Origin of the sequence: Rothia uropygialis (genome assembly GCF_004137765.1) — a bacterium.
In the GTDB taxonomy this organism is placed as follows: domain Bacteria; phylum Actinomycetota; class Actinomycetes; order Actinomycetales; family Micrococcaceae; genus Rothia.
On record NZ_NOIS01000007.1, the window covers coordinates 1 to 20569 of the forward strand.

Below are 20569 nucleotides of genomic sequence, written 5' to 3' on the forward strand. Positions count from 1 at the left end.
GCCGTTTTGGTTGTCCTCGACTAAACTAAAAGTACAGCAAGGGGGGAGGCAGAACCCCCGAAAACCGAAAGGACAAGAATCATGGAGCGTATCCAGCAGATCGCGGACAGCATGACTCACCCGCACGAGGTTATTTATAACCGTGAAGGTGAGACGTCGGTTCGGTGGTTCGTGGGCGAACTGACCGTTGAAATTTATGATTACGACCTCGATATGGTCTCCGATGGATACTACGGAGAGGCTGAAGATGATCTTGGTCGCCTGGAGCGACTCGCCTTTTACGAGGAGGCGGAGATTCGTCGGTATCTCGATGCGGCTGCCGCCGAATAATCATCATAGGGGCCGGGCCATCGGCCCCTATCACGATAAAGGCCCCGGTGAACCCGCATATGCGGGGGCAGAACACCGGGGCCAACACCCGAAAGGACGGGCAATGTCCCAGACTACTACGCCACCTCAAAGGTTCCTCAGCAGGAAGGAAGCGGCCGCCCGATGCGGTATCTCCGTGCAGGCGTTAGGAAAGCGGGGTATGCCGCTACCAGATGCCCAAATAGGCGACATCTCCGGCTGGACGCCGGAGACCATCGACCGCTGGCAAGCTGAATGGGCAACCCGCCGTCCGGGGCGCTACCCGAAGAAGTAGCACAACCTTTAAACGTGTCTTGATTCTGCTACGCTCAATTTAGCCCTAAGTTCTGCTACTCCATGTAGCGCCCTGAAGGCCCGAAGTTGCCGCGATCCCCAGTAGTAGCAAAAACGACCGATTCCGCACGCTAAGGAGCACACGATATGTTGGAACACCCTGTTAGCACCGCCCTAACCGTAGTTACCGAGGTGCACGCCGATCCGGCCGATACGATGCGCGATTTAGGGCAGATGATTAATGATTCCCGCGATGGTTTCGCACACCAGATTCGCGATTTTGCGGCCGGAGAGACGTTCTCCGTCTCCGTAGTTTCTTTGAGCCACACACTGGAAGAGTCATCCGAGGGGCGGTCATTTGCGACAGCAATCATGGAGCTGCAAGCGCGGTGAAGATCGGATACGCGCGCGTCAGCACCTCTGACCAGTCTTTACGCGCCCAAACAGACGCCTTGGAGGCCGTGGGCTGTGAACGCATCTTTTCCGATGTCGCCAGCGGCGCGAAGGCCAAGCGACCGGGCCTCGATGAGGTCATCACGTTCGCACGCGAGGGCGACGTCGTGATCGTGACTCGCCTCGATAGACTTGGCCGAACGGTCCTCGATACGCTCGCGACTTTGCGCGAACTGGACGAACGCGGAATCCGAGTCCAGGCCCAAGATATAGACCTCGACACCGCCACCCCGGCCGGTCGTCTGGTCCTGACCGTAATTTTGGCGTTGGCGCAGTGGGAACGCGAGACCATTCTCGCGCGTACGCGCGAGGGTCTGGACGCGGCCAAATCACGTGGCCGTGTCGGCGGCCGAAAGCCGGCTTTATCTCCTGAACAGCAGGACAGCGCCCTCTCAGCCCTCGCGGCAGGTATGCCGGTCGTTGAGGTCGCTCGACTACTGGGCGTCTCCCGCTGGACGATCACGCGCTTAAGAGACCGAACACGGGCCGGGGAATAGCCCAGACACGCTCATCACGCAGGAGACTTTCAGAATCTGATACCAGACGATAGAGTAAGGAGCATGGCCACGAAACAGCGCGACGGTGAGACTCAGGCGATGACCTTACGCATGAGTCCTGCGCTGCATCGGGCGGCCGCGAGACGTGCCGAAGAAGCGGACGTAACGAAAACCGCCTGGTTGGTCTCAGTCATCGCTGGTGAGTTGGGTATTCCTGGCCACGAGCTACCCGAGCAGAAAACAACATAGAAAAGCGGGCGACCTGTGAAGGTCGCCCGCTCCCAAGACTAAATCCCGCGACGTCGCCAAACAGATCGGGATTTATCACGAACCTGGAGGTTCTATATGTACACCCCACAAGGGGGCTTCTGTGTCTAGTGTAGCAACATCACACCGCACCCGTGCCACCCCCCCACGTGATCTTTTACCCTCACAGACACGTCGCGTCCGCGTCGAGCACGAACGCAAGCCCTGGGCACTGATGGCCGCAATCCCCGAGGGCCACCGGCCACGCCGAACCGTCATGGACTGGCGACGTCACGCGATCACCTGGCTCGAAGTCGCAGGACGTCGCACCGACGCCTACAATCTGCGCCGTCGATTCATCGACTACCTGGCCGCCGTCGACGACCCACGCACACGCACGCTCTACACGACCTGGACCGCTACCGCAGCCTTCCTCGATGTCAGCCGTGCGACGGTCGCTCGTCTCTACGCCGAGCTTCACGCCGCCGGACTCTTGACCACCGTCGCCCGTGGCCGCTCCGCCGCGCACACCCCGAGGGCCACTGGACGCACCAAGAACGAGGCCCCGGTCTACGCGCTGATGACCCCTCTCGCCCAGGGACAGCAGGAACCCGAAGCACATGATGCGGTGGTTGTGGATGGAAATGAGACCCCGGACCCCGTAGGAGGGTTAAAAAAACACCTACGCGCGTGCGCGCGCGAAAGTTCCCCCAAATCGAGCCGCTACGCGGCCGGAATTGAATCTTTGCAGCGCGCTTCGCGCGCCGCCTTCGCTCACCTTTATGACCAACGACCAGGAAGTTCTTGGTCACTTCATGCATCGATGGAGCCTAGGACCAGGCTGTGGCGGCGAAGTGCCCAAAGGCAAGTGATCTGGGAGTTGAGTTTGAACGTCCAAGTTCATGTCTTGCGTGCTCGTGACGCTTCTACCGCTGCTGTCGCGGCCGAGATTCGAGATTTCATCCTGGCCGGATGGAATGTCGGAGACATCGTGCACGCCCTGGACTGGTCCCCTACCGGAGACCGTCACTGGTACAGCGAATCCGGATTCATTCGGGCCGAAACCTGGATGCGTTATCGCCTCGCGGCCTGGAAGCGCGAGGGCGAGCCTATCCGCTCGATCAGCCAGCGCCGTCAGGCCGAGCGTGACCAGGCCGCCGCGCAGCGGCGTGCCGAGGCCGTGGCCGTTGCCTCGCGTCGACGCTTCGAGGCGATTCAAAGTCAATCGCCTGCCGGGCCGGGCAGGGCCAAAGTTCGGCAGCTTCTCGCACGACGTCGCGCCGAACGGAGGTGAGGGCGACGACTTAGAGCATCCTCCCCTACAGCAACCCATGTTTACAGCTTTATGGTTTTCTATTTATACAGCTTTACGTATGTACATGTTTCCATTTTTACAGTAAGGTTATCGGTATGACACAGATCATCACGCTTCTCAGTACCAAAGGCGGTTCCGGAAAGACACTGACCACGGTCTTCTTATCCACCGCACTTACCCGACGAGGACATTCCGTGGAGGTATGGGACGCCGACGTTCAGGGCAGTGCCAGCAAGTGGGCTGCACGGGCGGCCGAGGACGGCGCGCCCCTGCCGTTCGAGGTGAAACCGATGAACGTGCAAACGCTGAGAGCAGGCAAGCCCGCTACCGACTTCGTTCTGATTGATACTCCACCAGGAGGTGAGTCGGTCCAGACTGAAGCGGTCAAGCGCGCTGATCTGGTCATCATGCCAACCGTGCCCGGCATGATGGACATGGATCAGATGTGGACGACTCTCGATAACTTGGGAGCCACCCCAGCAATAGTTCTGCTTAACCGGGGCAAGGAGCGCACGACGCTCTTAGATCAAGCCCGCGATGCTCTCATTGCCGAGGAAGTCCCCCTGTTCGACGGGGAGCCGCGAGACCTCACGCTTTACAGCCGCCAGGTGTACGCGCGCCCGGCAGAACTTGGCACCTTCGCGTTTATCGCAGATGAGCTACTGGACATTATGAAAGGAATCAATCAATGACCAATGGAAACCCGCTGAGCCGCCGCAATAAGCCCAGCACCTCAAGCGCACCGGCCGAGCCGACCCTGGGCAACGTCTACAAGGATCACCAGCCCGCCAAAGCCTCGAAGCAAAAGGTCACCGTCGAAATCTCCGAGGAAGCCTACTTGACCTTGCTCATGCTCAAAGGCCGAACGCGGACTCCAATGGGGGAGCTGGTGACTTCAGCAGTGATGAAAACCTACGGAACGACTGAAGACCACTCATAGATGTAAACCTGTGCAACTGTAAACCCGGCAACGTGTGTACCTGGGAAAGCGTCTTTACGGAATCCCAGTTTTACATCCCAGAAGGGAATGATCTCATGCCATCGTGGTTCACGTGGTTCGCAATTCTGGTACTTATGGCAGTCCTTGCATGGCAACTAAGACCCCAAGGGCATCGTCGTTCCACGCCGCCAACCGGCAAGGCGTATCCCAAGTCCGAGATCGCCCGCTTGCAGGCCCTTGAAGGCAGGCTTGCGGATACTTACGTCGAGACCCAATGGGGTCCGGACTATGATAAGTGGGGTCCCAAGGTGCTTGAAGCCTTCAGTGACGAAGACCTCCGCCGCCTCAAAGAATGGTACGAAGACGCCTACGTTGAGTTCCGGCAGCAACGCACCTTGGACACCCAGCAGTTCCTTGCCAAAGCGTGGGTGACACACGCCCTGGTCATGCTTTCTCGGGTCGAAGGTCAATCACTCGAAACCCCTGAAGGTGCCGCACCCAACGACAACACCGCATGACACGCAATCACTGTCGTTAGTCCAGCAGATCGCGTGCTACCTGTGAGGCTCACCCCCGATGACAGAACTACAGTCCAACGTCACCACACCGAATAATCCTGCGGTACGGCGTAGCTTGCGAGCCGTGCCGCAGGGCTGGGTTCCAAGGCCCCCCTTGGTGCCAGGGTTCTAGGGGCAGCAGATGCCCCTACTCGCGCCCGTTCAAGTAATCCGAAAGCACCGTCTGCAACCGATCCACCGCGCTGTTATCCAGCCGGTATACGACCGGCCTGCCGGTCTTACCGGCCACCCACTCCGTGTGAACCAGTCCGTGATCCGCCAGAAACTTCACGTTTGGACTGATGGTATTCGGTGCGATCCCCAGTGCATCCGCAACCTCCGTGCGCGTCGACAGGCCCTTGCGGAGCATCCGAACGATTCCGACTCGGACGTTAGAAGAGAACACCTCGACGGCGAGGTCCACCTCGTCCGATTGCTCGGGAATACGCACTTTCAAAGCCATGCCTCCATTATTGATTCTCACATACCAATTACGTCCAACACTGGTTATGGTACATGATCCGTTTATGGGATAGACTATGTACAAATACCGGCGGCACCGCCGCTCCACAGGAAGGAACCTACCGATGATCCCCGCAACATTCACCGGATACCTCGGCAAAGATGCCGAAACGCAGCAGCTCAAAGACAACCGTTCCGTCACGCGCCTACGCATCGGTTGCAACGACAGCTATCGCGACAGCGCGGGGGAGTGGCAGCAGTCCGAGACCTACTGGTTGTGGGCTGAAGCCTGGGGGCCGTTGGCCGAGGCCATCTCCGACTGGGGTAAGGGAACGCCGGTCATTGTCTTTGGTTCGTGGCGAGAACGGTCCTACGAGACCAAGGATGGCGAACGTCGCACGGCCCGTTATGTGGTCCTCGAAGCCGCTGGAATTAACGTCGCCGCCCAAGCCAGCTCAACCCACGAAGGCAAGGCCGAGCAGACCGAGAATGAACCCGAGTCCGAACCTGAGACCCAGAACAACCAGTCCGATACCGAGCAGGACGACCCCGAAGGAGGAAACCCGCTGTGAACCAACAGCGCAGTCCGTGGCTGAAGGTATGGAAGAAGACCAAGGCCCTCGTGCTGAACCTCCCCGACGACGAAGAACCGTCGCTGAAGGAGGTTCTGTCCCGCAAGAGCGGCAAAAAGCCACAGCCCTCCCCGGCCAGTGAGACTCGGACCAATACGGAATCCGGATCCAAATGGGCCGCAGCGGCTCAAAGGGCGAAGACGCCGGCCAATGAAGATGAATCGACGTCCACCGCATCGAGTAGATCGGTGCATGGGTGGAGTCCGGTACCCGCGAAAAAACGCCCTTTCTACAAGTCCCTTCTTCGCTGGACCGTAATCGTCTTGCTGGGACTGTTTCTCCTGGTCGGGTTGCGTACCGCGATCTTTGGTCCCGCGAACCAGCCCAAGGCCCCTAGCCTCCCGGCCGAGGCCAAATTCCCCCAGCAACAGGCATCCGGCACCGCCGAAGAGTTCGCGGCCGCGTACCTCACCTGGGACGAGAAATCACCGGATCAGCGCATCTCACAGATGCGTCCTTTCTACTCCGGCAACGTGGATCAGTCCACCTCCGGGCAACTGGGATGGAACGGCAAGGGCAAACAGTCGGCAGACAATGCTCACGCGATCCGTTTGAACGCTCTGGATTCGGAGCACGCTCGGGTGACCGTGCTCGTGGACGTCACCCCTTACAAGGGCGATAAAGCCTCAGACACGCAGAAAGTCGCCCTGGACGTGACTGTCAAGGCCAACAACGACGGCTCGACGGTCTATGGGGTGCCGGGAATCGTTGGTATCCCCGATCCGATTGCCGCAGATGACCGGAACGAAGACGTCACCGAAGACACCGGCCTTGCCGACTCGACCAAGGGTGACGCACAAAAATTCTTCAGCGCATACGCCACCGGCAAGGATCTTGAATCCATCACCGCCCCCGGTTCACACATCACCGGCGTCGACGGGTATCTCGAAAACCCGAGCCTGAAGACCTGGACGGTTCATCGCGGTGATGGGGACACTCGCACCGCGACGGCGGTTGTCGACTGGGACGTCGCAGGCGGCAGCAAATCCGAGCAGACCTACACGGTCACGCTCCAAAAAGTTTCCAGCGGATCAACCGATCGCTGGATGGTATCGAAAATGGAAGGAACGCTCTAATGGGTGATTTCAAAGACTGGCTACTCGTGATCCTCGGCAACATCTTCATCGTGATTTTGGCGGTGAGGATGATCGGAGCCTGGATGAAGCGGGAGTACGGAGACATGATGACCAACGCCGTGTTGGGTCTGATCGTCGCTTACATCGTCTACGACTCTGACGGCGCGGTCGGGCTGATGAAGCGCCTTGCCGGAATGATTTTCGGCAACCTCTTCTAACCACCCTGACTTACGGCAAGGAGTCCGTCATGAGCACCTATACGGGCCGCAATGTCACCAAGCAGCTGCACATCGAGACACGACAACACGAGTTCTTGGGCCTTGACTTAGGCGAGGGGCCACGGCGTCGTGATCTGTTGTTAGGACTGGTCGCCTTCCCTATTTGGGCCGGTCTGTGCTGGGCGATCTTTGGTCCGCCGCTTAAGCAGACTATGTTTCTCTACCTGGCACCGCCGATTCTGCTGCTGACGTTGGGGGTCCAAGAGTCCGAGCGCAATCCCCGCCGCATGAAGCTCACGATGGGGCTGATGAACCTGCGGTACATGTTCACCGGCCACCGACCCGTGATCCGCCTCGGAGCGCGTAAGGGCACGAAGAACGAGACGCTACCGGCCGTGGTGCGGTTTCAATATCAGCGAATCTGCGAGGCGATCAACCGGCCCGAATGGGCCACGAAATCCGGTCACGTTAACTGGGATCACTTCGCTACCGCGCCCGGCATGTCCTGGTTATCCCGGTTCTCCGGTCGTCAAAGCGACATGGAGACCATCGGCCAGCCGATCCACCTTCAGCCGCGCGCCTACATCTACTCGACGGACGAGTTAGTTCGCATCGCGGAACGTCACCAGACGAAGAACCACAGGAAGGCCCAGCACTGATGAAGCTCAACCCATTCAAAAAACTGTCCTCACTGGTCGGATTTGATGAGGCCCGTAAAACCCCACCCGTTCACTATCACTCCATTGCAGAAGGCCTGCTGGTCACCGACACCCGCACCGAAGCGTGGTTCGACCTGGATACCGCGAACTTGGACACGGCCACGGATGACCAGAAGCTTGCCAGCCTCGATGAGGTCAAGACCGCCGCGACGAAGGCATTGGGAAACCGTGCTTGCCACCTGAAACTAATGTGGTCCAACGTCTCCGGCGAGGAATATTACGAGTCCGTCAAAGACCTCTACGACGGCGGCCTCGGAGATGGCGAGCAGTGGGCCAGGCTGTGGGCTAACCGCCTCGAAGACCTCGGCCTGCCCAAGCGTCATTTGATGCTTGGCGTGACGCTCAACGTCAAGGGCAGCATCCGCAGTGAACAGGTTAAGCGCGGGATTGATTCTGCGCTGGGGGAGCACCCGGACCGCCTCTCCGAGGACCAACTGGTCGAGTATTACCAGGACGCGCGGCGGATCATGCGCACGTTGCAACGTTGCGCGCTGCACGCCCGGTTGGCTCCGGCCGAAAAAATCGCTTGGATGATTTCGCGCGAGACCGCCAGGGCCAAAGACCCCATTCCGCGCAGCGGGCAAATCGCCGGAGCGCAACTGGCACAGTTGACCGCATCCAAAGTACTGCCCTACCCGGACCACCTTCGTCTTTACGACGAAGCCGGAGAAGTCGCCACCTATGTCGCGATCCTTCCCATTTTCGATTTCCCCGAGCAGATCGAGGTTCCCGGCGATCCCGAATGGCTGCGGACTCTCTCGGCGGTGACTCGCCTGGGCGAGGTCGGCGTCGATGAGAATGGCGAGATGCGTTACGACGACGTGCCGGTCTTCGCAGATGCCTCGGTCAGGTTCCAAGTACTTCCCAAGGCTCGTGCGATGAAGGTGGTCGATGAAGCCAGGAAACAGGCCAAAGAGCAACGCCGCTCCGCTGAAAAGCACTCAGCTGGGGAGATTCCTCCCGATATTGAGGACGCCGAGACCGATAACGAAAATCTGCTGATTGAGTTGAAAAATTCAAGCACCACGTTGGTTACTCAGCATCCCCGACTGGTGGCCACGGCCACCAGCAAGGACGATCTGGACGAGAACATTGACGCGCTGATCGCTCACTACGCCGATCTCGGGATCAGCGTTGGACGCGGCGAAGACGAGCAGCGTGACCTCTGGTTAGAGATGCTGCCGGGTGACACTCTGCGGGTGACCGACCTCGGGCAAACCCAAACCGACGTCGGGTTCTGGGGATCTTTCTTCTGGGCAGGATCAAAAGTCGGTGACCGCACCGGCGGGATGAGCGGATATTCCACCGGCACTACCACTAGCCCGTTCCGTGTTTCGATCATGGCAGGCGGCGAGAGAGCAGAATCGACCACCACCGCGATCACCGGAAAATCCGGTGTCGGCAAGTCAACGGCAATGGCCTTGATGATGATTTCGGAGATTCTGCGCGGACCCAAGGAAGCGTTCGGCATCATGCAGGACTACAAAGGCGATCTCTCGGGTGTGGTGACCCTGTGCCAACGGTTCGGAATCGAGTCCGATGTGATCCGTATTGGGTCCGAACACACCGGAGCGTTCGACCTCTTCCGAGTCTTGGAACCGGCCGAGGCCCCAGCGGCCATTCAGCGCGTGTTAGCGCTGCAAGCGATGGATCGGCGTCACGTTGAAATCGCCAATGGTGCAGCCCTTCGGTATGCCAATATCGAGCAATCCGAATCCGAGGTTCCGACCACTTACGGACTCATCCAGCGGATGAAAAAGGATGCCAATACCGATATTGCTTCCTTCGGGGAATACCTCGAAGACCTCTCCCGAGACTCCATCGGCGGCATCCTGTTCGGCAAACCAACCGGCACTTCCGCACTGACCACGAGACCGGGTTTGTGGTTGCTTCAGCTGCCGAACCTTACCCTTCCCAGCGCCGAAATCGCCCCGGCTCAGTGGGATGCTTCCCACCGTCGATCTCTCGGGCTGATCCAGTGTGTGACCACTTATTCCATGTCGGTCACCTCTGCTTCTCATCTGCGCGATGTTCGCAAGATCGTGGGCATTCCCGAGGTTCACCTCCTGCTCAATGCTTACGGCGGTGCGGCGTTCCTCGATCAAATTGCCCGTATGGGGCGCGCGTTCAACACCTCGCAGGCGCTCGATTCCCAGGACTGTACCTCTATCGCAGCCGTCGAGGGCCTGGTGGAGCAGATCAACACCTTCGTGTGCTTCCAGTTCCTATCCGAGAAACAGCAGCGCGCGGCCGCCGAGTTGCTGGGGATGGAGCCGACACCACAGACGTTGCGCTTGATCGAATCCCTGGCATATCAGCCCGGTTCCGAGGAACTTCGCAAAGGCCACGCGCTGGTCAAGGACCGTCTGGGGCACACGGCCACCGTCCAGTTCGATTACCCGAGCGAGGAAGTAGGGGTGCTACTGAACACCAACCCCGACGCCGATATCCGCCGCGAACGGTTTTACGAGGATCAGCTCGACGCTGCCGAGCTGGAAGAAAGGATGAGCGCATGAGAACCGCCACCGTATTCCGAGCCAGCACGGCGGCCGCCGTGGCCATCTTGGCCTTGGCCGGGTGCAGCGCCCACGACGACGGCCAGGACCAGGACAAGGACCGCAAAGCCGCTGAACAGGTCGCCCGCGATTACACCACCGGCACCTACGAACAGCAGTGCCAGGAAACGCACCCTGATTCGGACATGTCCTCGACCGATTGCGCCTCCAGCGCCAACGCCAAGGAGAAACCGTGGCCTGGACACCCCACCGATATCTCCGAAACGAAAGCCTGGGACGGTGACGGATACGCCGTGGTCATCCCCGACCAGCAGGGACGTAAAACCGTAATCGGCCTGAAAAAGTCCCAAGACCACTGGAAAGTTCTCAACGTCGGCTACATCTCGACCGAGGACCAGCAGCACTCAGACCCGGCGTGCTGGGCGCTGTCGAGCACAGATGGAGCGGATTGCAATGGCTAGCACCGCAACCCTGAAGACGATCCTCAGATACTCCCCGGTCGGCATCGCCCTGCACGTTCTGACTCACGGGCTACGCTCACGGGCGACGAAGACCTTTCTCATCGTATTCTTCGCCATTATGCTCGGCGGAACTGGCATCGCCAACGCGGCCGATAACTCCGATCCCGGCACCGGCATCACCACCATCGTCCCGATGCCGGACTACGCCCACGGCGGCGGAAAAACGCTCGTGGAGGACGTCAGCGCCGATCAGTACAAGATCGACGACGGCATTGACGACAACCCCGTCAATGCCGGGCCGAAAATGGCCAACGGCCTCGTCAACACCGTCTTCATGACCACCGTCGAGCTCTCCTGGGTACTGGTGGTCATCACCTCCTGGCTACTCGGCTCATCTGATGCTGGCGACGACGCTTTCGACCTGGCCGATCTAATCGGCAAAACCGCCAGCGAAACGATGGGTTGGCTGTTTCCGACCGCCCTGGCCGTCGCGGCCGTCATGGCCTGGGCCAACCGCAAGAAAAACGGCGGCGGCCTCCAGGACTTCGCGGTGATCGGCATTATCGGCGTCATCGCCACAAGTTTCGTGCTCTACCCGGCCACCTACGTCAAAGGCATGGAGACCGTTCGTAACGGCGGTCAACAATTCGTGTCTTCGCTGATGCCCGAGTCCGAAGGCCAGTACGCGCATCCCTTCGAGTGGGGCAACCCTGATTACTCCCAGAACACCCCGACCCAAGGTTTTGCGCGCAAATCGGCCGATACCGTCTGGCGGGCCAGCGTGGCCACGCAATGGTGCATGGTCGAATTCGGGTCTACCGCCCCCTGCGAGAAGTACGGGCCGAAGATGCTCAAAGAAACCGACGACAAGAAGCGCCAGGACATTATCAAGAAGGAAATCTACAAAGACCCCGACCTGGGCGGTAAGGACGGGAAAGTCGGCAAATGGATTCACGGTGAAGACTGGGGACAACGCCTCGGCATGGCCTTAGTCAGCCTGGCCATCGTGGCCTTACTGCTCTTCCTCGTGGCCACGCTCGTGTTCTCGGCGGTCATCGCCATGTTCCAGGCGATTCTCTTGCTGGTAATGGGGACACTGTTCCTGTCTATGGCCATGATCCCCGGTGCCCCGAGACGTTGGGGAGCCAACTGGGCCTTGGCCTTGGCAGGTGCTCTGTTGGGTAGCATCGGCTCGCTTATGCTGCTGACCGTCTCCTTGGGCGCGATCATCAGCCTGTTCGGGAACACAGCTTTGCAGTGGTATCAGCAATATGCTTTGGCAGTGCTGATCCTCTTCGCCGCTGTCGGACTTCGCAAGCTCATTCACTCCTTGGTTTCCAACGCGGCCGACACATCAGGCGGCGCGGGCACGTTGACACGAGTCGTGCAAGCCATGACTTTCCGGCGTATGGTTCGTTCCTTTACCAGCATGGGAGGACGCGGCGGACCTCGCGCGAAAGACGGCGCACCAGGCCAAAGCGGCCGGAATGGCCGTTCAGGCCGCGACGCCGCCGGAAATACGCGCAACCGTCCGGCCAATAATGATGTCGTGGCGCAGCGGATGAACTCGCGGCCAAACCGTGCCGCCGCACCGTCACCTACGGCCAGTAAAAATCCGGCTACCCAGGCTCATGCGGCACCGTCGGCCTCGATGCGTTCGGCGGCACGTGCAGAATCGTCGGGTCAGCAGCCGGTCTCCAAGGCCAACGCCACCCCGTCACGGGCCGGATCAAGTGCCGCATCGACACGACCGGCGACGGCGGCAGCCCCGGTTTCTGCTGCTCATTCCTCTGTGACTCCTGCACATACCCCCGCCCACGCGGCCGCCCCCAGGACGGCCAAGCGCGCGGAGGCATCGCGGCCGGTTTCCAGTGTTGCGAAGGCCCGTCCAGCGAAGGTGAACCCCAGCACACCGGCGACCGTGCAGCCAGCAGAAAAGCGTCAATCGCAGCAAAGTCCGGTCATGCGCTCTAACGACGGCATGAGCAGGCCTAAGCCTCCGGCAACACGGCCTCAGCCTCAGCAGACCACCACGGCGGCACGTACTGCCGGTCAGCAGCGACGCGCCCAGGTGATCCAAGCCAAGGAGAAGGCTCAAAGTCAGAAAGTCGACCAGCGCACCGGATTGCGCGGTGGACCACCAGCGCGCAACCAAAGCACCGTCGCAGCTAAGCGCCGGGATCGACAGGGAAGTGAGAACCGATGAGCCAGCAGCACGACCCCCTGGAAGCCTTCGACAAGATTCCCGATACCTCCCACGAGTCGGTGCAGCAAGAGGACTTGCGGCCGCGACGGCAAGACGAGTACCGGCCGCGGTCTCGGGCATGGAAGCCGATTCTCGGCTTGTTGGTGGTACTGGCCATTCTGGCGTTGATCTTGTGGCGCTGCTCGGACACGGACCGCTCCGAGGATTCTTCCTCGGGCGGTCCGGCCCCGGCGTCGTCTTCATCCTCGGCGCCGACGTCCACAGCATCCGCCAGTGATGTCGTCGACGGCTACGGGCCGCAGGCCCCTGATTCGTCGGAGAACAAACCTTCGTATTCGTCGGTTAACTTGCCGAAGGCTACCGCGCCCGAGGTCGATACCCATAACTCCGATTCCGTGATGAAAGCCTTTCTGACCGCGATCAACACTCGGGATAAGGCCGAGGACGGCGATCAAGTCTCCGAGTGGGTTAGTCGGTATAGCCGGATCGACGTCTCCGACATTGATCCCTACCAGGCCAACGGCCTCATGTCGGATAAGGCCCCTGCGCGATCCAGTGACGTCAAGTTCGGAAACCCCACTTCAAAGCAGGACGTCACGACCTCGACGCAGAAGTCCAAGACCGCGACCGTGACCGTCCAGTCCGCCTCCGGGCAGAAGACCACCCAAGAGTGGGAGCTGACCACCGGCAAGGACGGTGAGGACTGGAAGGTCCAGAGCGTCCACCTGGTCTCAGTAACCGGAAAGAAGTAGATCATGGGCGATTTCTTCCGCGCCACGCTGGGGTTCGCCGTCAAGCTGGCTTTGCGCAAGTTCCTCGTCCCCGTCGCAGCGGTCGGCGCGTTGTTCGGCGTCCTGGTCCTGGTTGTGCTCATGTTCACCGCAGGATCGACCGGGACCGCCGCCCGCGCCGATTGCGGCGAGGTCGGGTCCAACGCCCCCGGCACCAGCACCAGCGCCGGGACCACGACCGGCGGCAACGCCTCCGAAACCGCCAGTCAGAAGAAGATCCTCCAAGACATCGACTCCGCCGTCTCCGAAGCTGGATACAGCGGCAAGACAACGCGCATCGTGGCTATCGCCGCGATGGGCGAATCTACCCTGGAAAACCTTGGCCACGGCGATGAAGGAGCCGGTGTCACCAACCCTGACGGCTCGGCCACCACCTCGAAAGGAATCCTTCAGCAACAAGACAACTGGGGTTCCCTCCAAGACCGACTCGACCCGAAGAAAGCCACGCGTCTATTCCTGTTCGGTCCTCACGAGAAGGGCGGCGGCCTGGCTGACCTCGCGGGATGGGAGGACATGCCCGAAACCATCGCCATCAACCGTATTCAGCAGAACTCCGATCCGAGTCACTACGCCCAGCAGGGACGCATCGAATACGTGGACAAGCTGCTGAAAGAAGCGAACATCGACGTCAATCGAGAGGGCAAGACTCACGGCGGCGCAGGCGCGCAATCCGGCGCGTCCGATACCAAGGCCGACAACATGGCCGAGGCCGCCGGAAATTGCGTCGGAACAGCAGGCACCGGCCAGCCCGGCGGAGCACCCGGCGGCAAGGACACCTATCCCTTCAAAGATGTTCCCGGACCCGGCATCTATACCGAGGAAGGAGCCGGATTCTATAAGGGTGAATGCACCTCCTACGCCATGTGGAAGCTCGCAGAGCACTACGGCGCCAAAGGTGATCCTGCCTCCTGGCCCATCGGAAACACCAAGGGGGGCAACGGTACCCAGCTCAGCGACGGTCAGAACTGGCGTTCTGCTTGGGAAGCGCGCGGCTGGAAGGTTTCGACCCAACCTACGGCGAATTCCGTCGCCTGGTGGGGTGCAAAGGGTGCCGAAGGTATCGGTCCTGCTGGACACGTCGCCTGGGTCGATGCCGTAAAGGACGACGGCACCTTCGAGATCAGCGAGTACAACAACGCCGGTCTAGCGCCGCCAGGACACAAATACGACCACCGTCCCTCGGTCAAGATGGACGATCCGCAAGCACCTAACGCGTTCTTGGTCCCCCCGGACAAGGACAAGCTCTAAGGAGAGGAACCATGACTACCAAAACCGCCCTGATCCTTCAGGCCACGATCAGCGACAGCGAGGCCACGCTCACCGTCGCCGGAACCAGCCACACCAGCTCAGCCCACGACCTGGACGATGCCCGCACACAGCTCATCCAGCTCGTTCGAGACGCGGCCCCCTCATATCCGGTGTCGGTGATCGTCAACGCCGGGGAGGAAGCCTTCACGATGGAAACGGCAGAGAACATCCAGGAGGCAGACCCCCAGGCCCTACAGGCCCCACCCGAGTCTAAGGTTCATGATGAGCCGACGCCCGAGGTCCAGGATGTTCCGAAGGCAGCAGAGATTCCCGAATGGGACGATGACCCGCAAGATGATTTACTGCCCCCGGTCGAACCGAACTCCACTGGATCGACCAAGGCTCCTGATCCGCAGCCCACCAAGGCTACTCCCGCTTCCGCTCAGTCCGAGCCGACTCAGCCGAAACCGGCTGACGTTGGCTCGCCGCAGCCGGTCGATCAGAGCGTGCCGACTGCTCAGGATTTCTACCAGACCCGCCCCGAGGTCGCGGTGAAACCGGCGCAGGAAGGGTGGCGCGGAATGCTTAACCGGATCGGTTTCAACCTTTCCCCCGGTCAGCACGAAATGACCATCCGAAAGAATACGCAGCGAGTCCAGCAGGGCTTACGATCCCATCGAACCGCAATGGTGGTTAACCTCAAAGGAGGTTCCGGGAAAACGACGATGACCTATCTTCTGTCGTCTGTTCTGGGGCGCGTGCGCGGTGGAATGGTTCTCGCGTGGGATAACAACGAGAACCGAGGTACTTTGGCATATCGTTCGCCCGTGGAATCAAATACCCGAAATACAGCTATTGATCTGCTGGCCGAACAGGAGTTTTTCACCGGGTCCGGGCAGATGACGGAACTGGTGAATTTCGTTAGGCACCAGGGGCCGAATAAGTTTGATCTTCTCGCTTCCCAAGATTCGGGAAGCGACCGACCCGTGATCGACGGCAACGGGTTCCGGTCACTTCATAATATTCTGCGATCCTTTTACCGACTTATTATCGTCGATACCGGAAACGCCTCGAATGCCAGCACGTGGCAGGCGGCCGCCGAGGTGGCTGATGAATTCGTGATGGTCTGCGAGAACGCCGATGATTCTGCTCAGACGGTTGCCTCGACGATTGACGCTCTCAATTCTGCTGGATACTCCAACGTCGTTAAAAATTCGGTGGCTGTTGTCATTGATTCCCATGCCGGGACGACCGCTCAGCAGCGTCAGGATCGCAAGACTCGCATGGACCGGATCACGACCCACCTGGCGGCCGTAGTGCGGACGGTCCACGTCGTTCCCTTTGAACCAGCCCTGGCCGATGGAGACCGGATCGAGTGGGACCGACTCTCCCCGGCTATGCGAGATGAGCTGCTGGCCGTGGCGGCCTCAGTGATCGACGGACTTCAAGATGACCCCACCTCCGCCGAAGTGTCATCGGAGCAACCGTGACCCTGCGGACCACAACGAACAATGACCCCACCGGGTACCCGGTGGGGTCATTGTTTTACCCCTCCCGTACCCTCCCCACACCCTCGACCAAGTCCGGTACACCCTATACAATAGGGTGTACACTGCTTATACAACCGATTGTATACCTGGAACCCCGCCACCATGCTCCACGAGACGCCTACACCACAAACACCACCCACTCTCTTCGTCCCTCATCAAGTGGGTGGTGTTTGTGGTTACGGCTTGGAGCATGGTGGCGGGGTTCTTTATCGGTAGACAATCGGTTGTATAAGCAGAGAGGTCGAGGGTGTGGGGAGGGTGTGGAAGGTTGGTTGTAGTGAAGTTTTTAGGTAGTAGGAAGTTTAGATTTTGGGGGTGTTGGGTGTGGCGGTGATGGACAGGGATCGAGAGCTGTTGGAGTTTATGGGGCAGTGGCGGTTTATGGTGCTGGGTCAGGTGCAGCGGTTCTTAGGGTCGAGTTACAGGGTGGCGGCTCGTCGGGCGCAGGTGTTGGTGAAGTTGGGTCTGGTGCAGGTGTCTGTTCCGCTCGGGGATCAACGTAAGGCATATTGGGTTTCGTATGATGGGTTACGTTTTTTGGGTATCGAGCCGGAGAGGTCTTCTCGTGGGGCAGGGCCTATGTTGTCGCAATTCGATCATGACCGAATCTTGGTAGATATTGCTCTTGATTTTCGTCAGCGATCCCCGGAATTTTCAATTTACGGTGAAGCCGGTATGCGACGGCTGGATACGATGCGATTAGCTGACGGAGAGGAACCGGAATTCGCCTTATCTCGGTATAAATTTGGCAAGTTTATTCGGGTTTATCCTGATATGGTTGCTGTAGGTCCTGGTGGACGTTTTTATATTGAGTATGAACATACGAAAAAGGATAGACAGCGTATGCACTCTTTGGTGAGTACGATGCTTAATTCTGAAAAGGTATCCGCCGCGAAATATTATGCTTCGCACCGCGCCTACCCCCAGCTACAACGTATCTGTTCTGAGAGCTTCCCAAATATGCCCCTGGTGGGTGGAAAACCGAAAATCCAAGTTGAGTTATACGATGAACAGGGATCGGGTGAAATGTCGTGACTGCGCCGAATAATAACCCCCGTGTACGGATGCGCGGGACAGGCTCTCAGCAAGGTTATTCCCAAAATGGTGATTCTCGGTTAGACGCCGAAGCGTGGAAACGCTTTTGTGTTGCCGCGTTTACCGTCTTGAATCCGCTGATGGTTCTTCTTGCTTATCCGGCAACGTATGGGCTGACGCGGCTACGCCGCGTGCGTATGCGATATGTCATCCTCGGATCCGCCGTAGCCCTGTTCTTGTTGCTGGTGGCAGGAGCGGTGAAGGCATACACGGCCGTGTATGTAGACCTGCTCCACACCATGACTTCGTTGGATGGAATCGGGACGATCAAGGCCGACTTGGCTCATCTGATCGGCACGCACTGGCGTGGATGGTTACTCGGGCAACTGCCCGTGGCCGTTGTTGGCGCTGTGTTGATCGGTTCGGTGATCGCCTGGCGGCGAGAGCGTTACCGGGCTGACTGGCGCGAGCAGACCAAACCGAAGCCGGTCAAGCCGAAGAAGGTCAAGAAGGCCACAGAGAAGCTGTCACCTATCATCGAGCGGCAGAAACCTAAGAGCATGGATGAGGTTCGCATCCAACTCGGCGTCGATGAAAACACGATGAAGCCGCTGCCGATCACGATTGGAGATTTGCGGAGGCATATTTTCGTTCCAGGCCCGTCCGGGTCGGGTAAATCGACCACGCTGCGGCAACTGCTGCGCGGGGTCACCGAGGGTGAGGTCGTGAAGCCGTACCGCATCGGGACGATCTACATCAACCTCAAACCCGATCCTGCTCTGACGAAGTACCTTCAGGAATTGGCGCAACGAACCGGACGCCGCTTCCATCGGATCACCCAGAACGGTCACGGAGCTACGACGACGTACAACCCGATGAAACACGGCACGGTGGAAGAAAAGCGAGACCTACTCGTCTACGCCGAGTCGAACGCCCAGGAAGGTGGGTTCTCGGAACCTCACTACTACGCGACCTCGATGCGGTTCACCCTCGTCGCGCTGAAGGCTCTAGAGGTGCTGGTCAATAACGGTGCCACCTATTCCGCAGGCGGACAGGCCCGCCCGTGGAAGATGGATATTGCTCACCTGGTCCGGGCTATGCGTATGCCCGTTCTGGAAGAGGTCGCACACTCAGGCGGTGACGCCGAACTCTCCGAGCAACTGATGAACTACTTTGCCGAGATCAAAGAGGACAAGGACACCGCAAGCGGTGTCGGCGGTATCCGTACACGCTTCGCTAACATCGCCGAAGGCGCTGCCCGAGCGGTGCTCAGTGAGGAAGACGGCGGCCTCGACCTGGCCGAGGCCGTCCGAGGCGGAGATATTGTCTTGTTCGACCTCGACGCCGCCGTTGACCTGATCGACAGTCAGTACATCGCCAACCTAGCGATCTCCGATTACAAGTCGTGCATGGCTCGACTGTCGGCACAAAACTGGCACGGAGCCACCGACGAAGAAGATCCGAAGCGGATGAATCTGCTCACCGTCGACGAGTTCGGCGCGCTGGGTGGTACTGGCCTGACCAGTCTCCTTGAACGCGGGCGAGCATGGGGGGCATGCGTGGTTCTCACGTTGCAGGCATACACGGCTATGGCCGCGAAATTCGGCGATGACTTCCGCGCCGACGTCATGACCAACACGAGCTTGAAAATCATCCACCAACAGGACGATGGTGCCGACGAGCTGGCCGGATACATCGGCACAGATACCGTCTGGAAAGAGACCTTACAGACCTACGAGGATAGGGACTTCCTCGGCTCCCAGTCCGAGGCCAGCGGCCAAGGGACGTTGCGCGAAACCGAGCAATTTTCGTTCCACCCGAACGAAATCAAACGGCTAGATGCCGGTGAAGCAATCGTGCTGATAAAGATGCCCCGGCGCGCTGCAAAGGTCAAAATTTACCGGTCAAAGTCCACGCCCACACCGGCACCTAAGCAGATCGAGGCCCCAGCCCGTGAGCACGAGAACGAAACCGGAACCGTGGTCCCGACGCTCGACGAGGCAACCCAGGAGGCACCCCAAGAGCCACGGAGGCCGCAGGAGCGGCCTCAGAAGCCCAAGGTGGACGTTTGGGCGGCGGCTGCCGCCCAAACGTCCACACGCAAGCCTGACGAGCCGCAATGGGGCGATGATGCCGCAGATGACGACATGCCACCGATGTACGACTGATCCAACCGGGAAGGACCAAGACCGTGAGTGACGACTTTTTCCAATATGCAGAATCCCAGATGGGCGGGACCGCAAATGATGTTGTGGTCACCCCCTACACGTGCTGGGCGGTGTCCGGGGAGTGTCCCACGGTTACCCAAGCCATGAGTGAGGCGACGAACCTCCTTCATTCTGTGGTGTCTCAAAACGCGATGACCCATTCGCGCGAGGCGGCGGCGCGCGGAAACTCGGTCGAAAATCGGTGGTTGAGCACCGATCACGAAATCACACGAATTGAGGGCACGGAGAGGTATCCGACGACTTACATCGTCTCAATGGTGGCCACTCTGGAAGTGCATCATTCTGGACCTGATGAAGAAGCAGAGATGGGACTCGAATAGCGGCCAGTTCTCAATGTGGAAGCGTTCGCGGGGGGCTACCGCCACCCCCCGCTAACCCCCGGCGCAAGCGCGGCGCTTGACCCGTTCCGCCGTCGTACTCGCTTCGCTCCGTGCGACGACGGGCGAACCGCTGCGGGACAGCCTGTGCGTGCTCACCGAAGCGGGTACGGAAGTGCCAAAAGGAAGCGTTGATGAGCCAGGCGGGGCCGTGGTTGAGCAGAAGAGGGAGCGCTTCGAGATGAGAGAGAAGCCTGATCGAGGCGATGAACTGATCTGGACGCGAGAAGCTGCGGAGGAATCGCTGATGAACGGCAGCGACAGAGAGGCCGAATAAGGGCGCGCTCGGTCGAGCGAGGGGCTGGGAGTAATCCCCCGGCCCCTTTTCATGTCCGAAAATCGGCAGAAAAATGCGGCCGAAGACTTGCCGTTTTGGTTGTCCTCGACTAAACTAAAAGTA

General features: G+C 59.6%; 23 protein-coding genes. 22 read left to right on the forward strand and 1 reads right to left on the reverse strand.

What is annotated here, in order from left to right; genetic code table 11:
* Window positions 1–81: 81 nt before the first annotated feature.
* The 8 genes from EWV35_RS12950 to EWV35_RS12990 all read left to right on the forward strand — a co-directional run bounded on the left by EWV35_RS12950 (window position 82) and on the right by EWV35_RS12990 (window position 4611).
* Window positions 82–330 carry a hypothetical protein gene (locus EWV35_RS12950; RefSeq protein ID WP_129662433.1) on the forward strand — a complete coding sequence of 83 codons (249 nt, stop codon included), beginning with the start codon at window positions 82–84 and terminating at the stop codon, window positions 328–330.
* Window positions 331–789: 459 nt separating this feature from the next.
* Window positions 790–1035, forward strand: a complete 246-nt coding sequence (locus EWV35_RS12960; RefSeq protein WP_129662435.1) for a hypothetical protein — start codon at window positions 790–792, stop codon at window positions 1033–1035.
* Complete coding sequence (locus tag EWV35_RS12965) at window positions 1032–1592, forward strand: recombinase family protein (protein ID WP_129662436.1); 561 nt, start codon at window positions 1032–1034, stop codon at window positions 1590–1592. The genes EWV35_RS12960 and EWV35_RS12965 overlap by 4 nt, the downstream gene beginning before the upstream one ends.
* A 63-nt stretch (window positions 1593–1655) precedes the next feature.
* Window positions 1656–1841 carry a toxin-antitoxin system HicB family antitoxin gene (locus tag EWV35_RS12970; protein WP_129662437.1) on the forward strand — a complete coding sequence of 62 codons (186 nt, stop codon included), beginning with the start codon at window positions 1656–1658 and terminating at the stop codon, window positions 1839–1841.
* Between the two features lie 232 nt (window positions 1842–2073).
* Window positions 2074–3132, forward strand: a complete 1059-nt coding sequence (locus tag EWV35_RS12975; RefSeq protein ID WP_238654547.1) for an aminotransferase-like domain-containing protein — start codon at window positions 2074–2076, stop codon at window positions 3130–3132.
* 116 nt (window positions 3133–3248) lie between these two features.
* Entirely contained in the window at window positions 3249–3845 is a 597-nt protein-coding gene (locus EWV35_RS12980) for a ParA family protein (RefSeq protein WP_129662439.1), read from the forward strand.
* The gene (locus EWV35_RS12985) at window positions 3842–4093 is read left to right on the forward strand and encodes a hypothetical protein (RefSeq protein ID WP_129662440.1); all 252 of its coding nucleotides are present in this window, start codon (window positions 3842–3844) and stop codon (window positions 4091–4093) included. The genes EWV35_RS12980 and EWV35_RS12985 overlap by 4 nt, the downstream gene beginning before the upstream one ends.
* A gap of 95 nt (window positions 4094–4188) precedes the next feature.
* Window positions 4189–4611, forward strand: a complete 423-nt coding sequence (locus EWV35_RS12990) for a hypothetical protein (protein WP_129662441.1) — start codon at window positions 4189–4191, stop codon at window positions 4609–4611.
* A gap of 187 nt (window positions 4612–4798) precedes the next feature.
* On the opposite strand, the gene EWV35_RS13245 is transcribed toward EWV35_RS12990, so the two are convergent.
* Window positions 4799–5113, reverse strand: a complete 315-nt coding sequence (locus tag EWV35_RS13245) for a winged helix-turn-helix domain-containing protein (RefSeq protein WP_165168593.1) — start codon at window positions 5111–5113, stop codon at window positions 4799–4801.
* Window positions 5114–5237: 124 nt separating this feature from the next.
* On the opposite strand from EWV35_RS13245, the gene EWV35_RS13000 reads away from it, so the two are divergent.
* The 14 genes from EWV35_RS13000 to EWV35_RS13065 all read left to right on the forward strand — a co-directional run bounded on the left by EWV35_RS13000 (window position 5238) and on the right by EWV35_RS13065 (window position 20446).
* Window positions 5238–5684 (forward strand): single-stranded DNA-binding protein, encoded by a 447-nt coding sequence (locus EWV35_RS13000; RefSeq protein ID WP_165168595.1) that lies wholly within the window; start codon window positions 5238–5240, stop codon window positions 5682–5684.
* Window positions 5681–6820, forward strand: a complete 1140-nt coding sequence (locus tag EWV35_RS13005) for a conjugal transfer protein (RefSeq protein ID WP_129662444.1) — start codon at window positions 5681–5683, stop codon at window positions 6818–6820. Before EWV35_RS13000 ends, EWV35_RS13005 begins: the two co-directional genes overlap by 4 nt.
* Entirely contained in the window at window positions 6820–7038 is a 219-nt protein-coding gene (locus EWV35_RS13010) for a hypothetical protein (RefSeq protein ID WP_129662445.1), read from the forward strand. Before EWV35_RS13005 ends, EWV35_RS13010 begins: the two co-directional genes overlap by 1 nt.
* Before the next feature lie 29 nt (window positions 7039–7067).
* Window positions 7068–7697, forward strand: coding sequence for a hypothetical protein (locus EWV35_RS13015; RefSeq protein WP_129662446.1), 630 nt, complete (start codon window positions 7068–7070; stop codon window positions 7695–7697).
* The gene (locus tag EWV35_RS13020; RefSeq protein ID WP_129662447.1) at window positions 7697–10273 is read left to right on the forward strand and encodes an ATP-binding protein; all 2577 of its coding nucleotides are present in this window, start codon (window positions 7697–7699) and stop codon (window positions 10271–10273) included. Before EWV35_RS13015 ends, EWV35_RS13020 begins: the two co-directional genes overlap by 1 nt.
* Window positions 10270–10734 carry a hypothetical protein gene (locus EWV35_RS13025; RefSeq protein WP_129662448.1) on the forward strand — a complete coding sequence of 155 codons (465 nt, stop codon included), beginning with the start codon at window positions 10270–10272 and terminating at the stop codon, window positions 10732–10734. The genes EWV35_RS13020 and EWV35_RS13025 overlap by 4 nt, the downstream gene beginning before the upstream one ends.
* Window positions 10727–12940 carry a hypothetical protein gene (locus tag EWV35_RS13030; RefSeq protein ID WP_129662449.1) on the forward strand — a complete coding sequence of 738 codons (2214 nt, stop codon included), beginning with the start codon at window positions 10727–10729 and terminating at the stop codon, window positions 12938–12940. Before EWV35_RS13025 ends, EWV35_RS13030 begins: the two co-directional genes overlap by 8 nt.
* A complete protein-coding gene (locus tag EWV35_RS13035) occupies window positions 12937–13692 on the forward strand; it encodes a hypothetical protein (RefSeq protein WP_129662450.1) in 756 nt (251 codons plus the stop codon). Before EWV35_RS13030 ends, EWV35_RS13035 begins: the two co-directional genes overlap by 4 nt.
* Window positions 13693–13695: 3 nt before the next feature.
* Window positions 13696–14979 (forward strand): CHAP domain-containing protein, encoded by a 1284-nt coding sequence (locus EWV35_RS13040; protein ID WP_129662451.1) that lies wholly within the window; start codon window positions 13696–13698, stop codon window positions 14977–14979.
* Window positions 14980–14990: 11 nt separating this feature from the next.
* Window positions 14991–16469 carry a hypothetical protein gene (locus EWV35_RS13045; protein ID WP_129662452.1) on the forward strand — a complete coding sequence of 493 codons (1479 nt, stop codon included), beginning with the start codon at window positions 14991–14993 and terminating at the stop codon, window positions 16467–16469.
* Window positions 16470–16844: 375 nt separating this feature from the next.
* The gene (locus EWV35_RS13050; protein ID WP_129662453.1) at window positions 16845–17564 is read left to right on the forward strand and encodes a hypothetical protein; all 720 of its coding nucleotides are present in this window, start codon (window positions 16845–16847) and stop codon (window positions 17562–17564) included.
* A gap of 140 nt (window positions 17565–17704) precedes the next feature.
* Window positions 17705–19732: a type IV secretion system DNA-binding domain-containing protein gene (locus EWV35_RS13055; protein WP_165168597.1), complete on the forward strand. Its 2028-nt coding sequence runs from the start codon at window positions 17705–17707 to the stop codon at window positions 19730–19732.
* A gap of 23 nt (window positions 19733–19755) precedes the next feature.
* Window positions 19756–20112: a hypothetical protein gene (locus EWV35_RS13060; protein ID WP_129662455.1), complete on the forward strand. Its 357-nt coding sequence runs from the start codon at window positions 19756–19758 to the stop codon at window positions 20110–20112.
* Window positions 20113–20188: 76 nt separating this feature from the next.
* A complete protein-coding gene (locus EWV35_RS13065; RefSeq protein WP_129662456.1) occupies window positions 20189–20446 on the forward strand; it encodes a hypothetical protein in 258 nt (85 codons plus the stop codon).
* The last annotated feature ends 123 nt before the right edge of the window (window positions 20447–20569 follow it).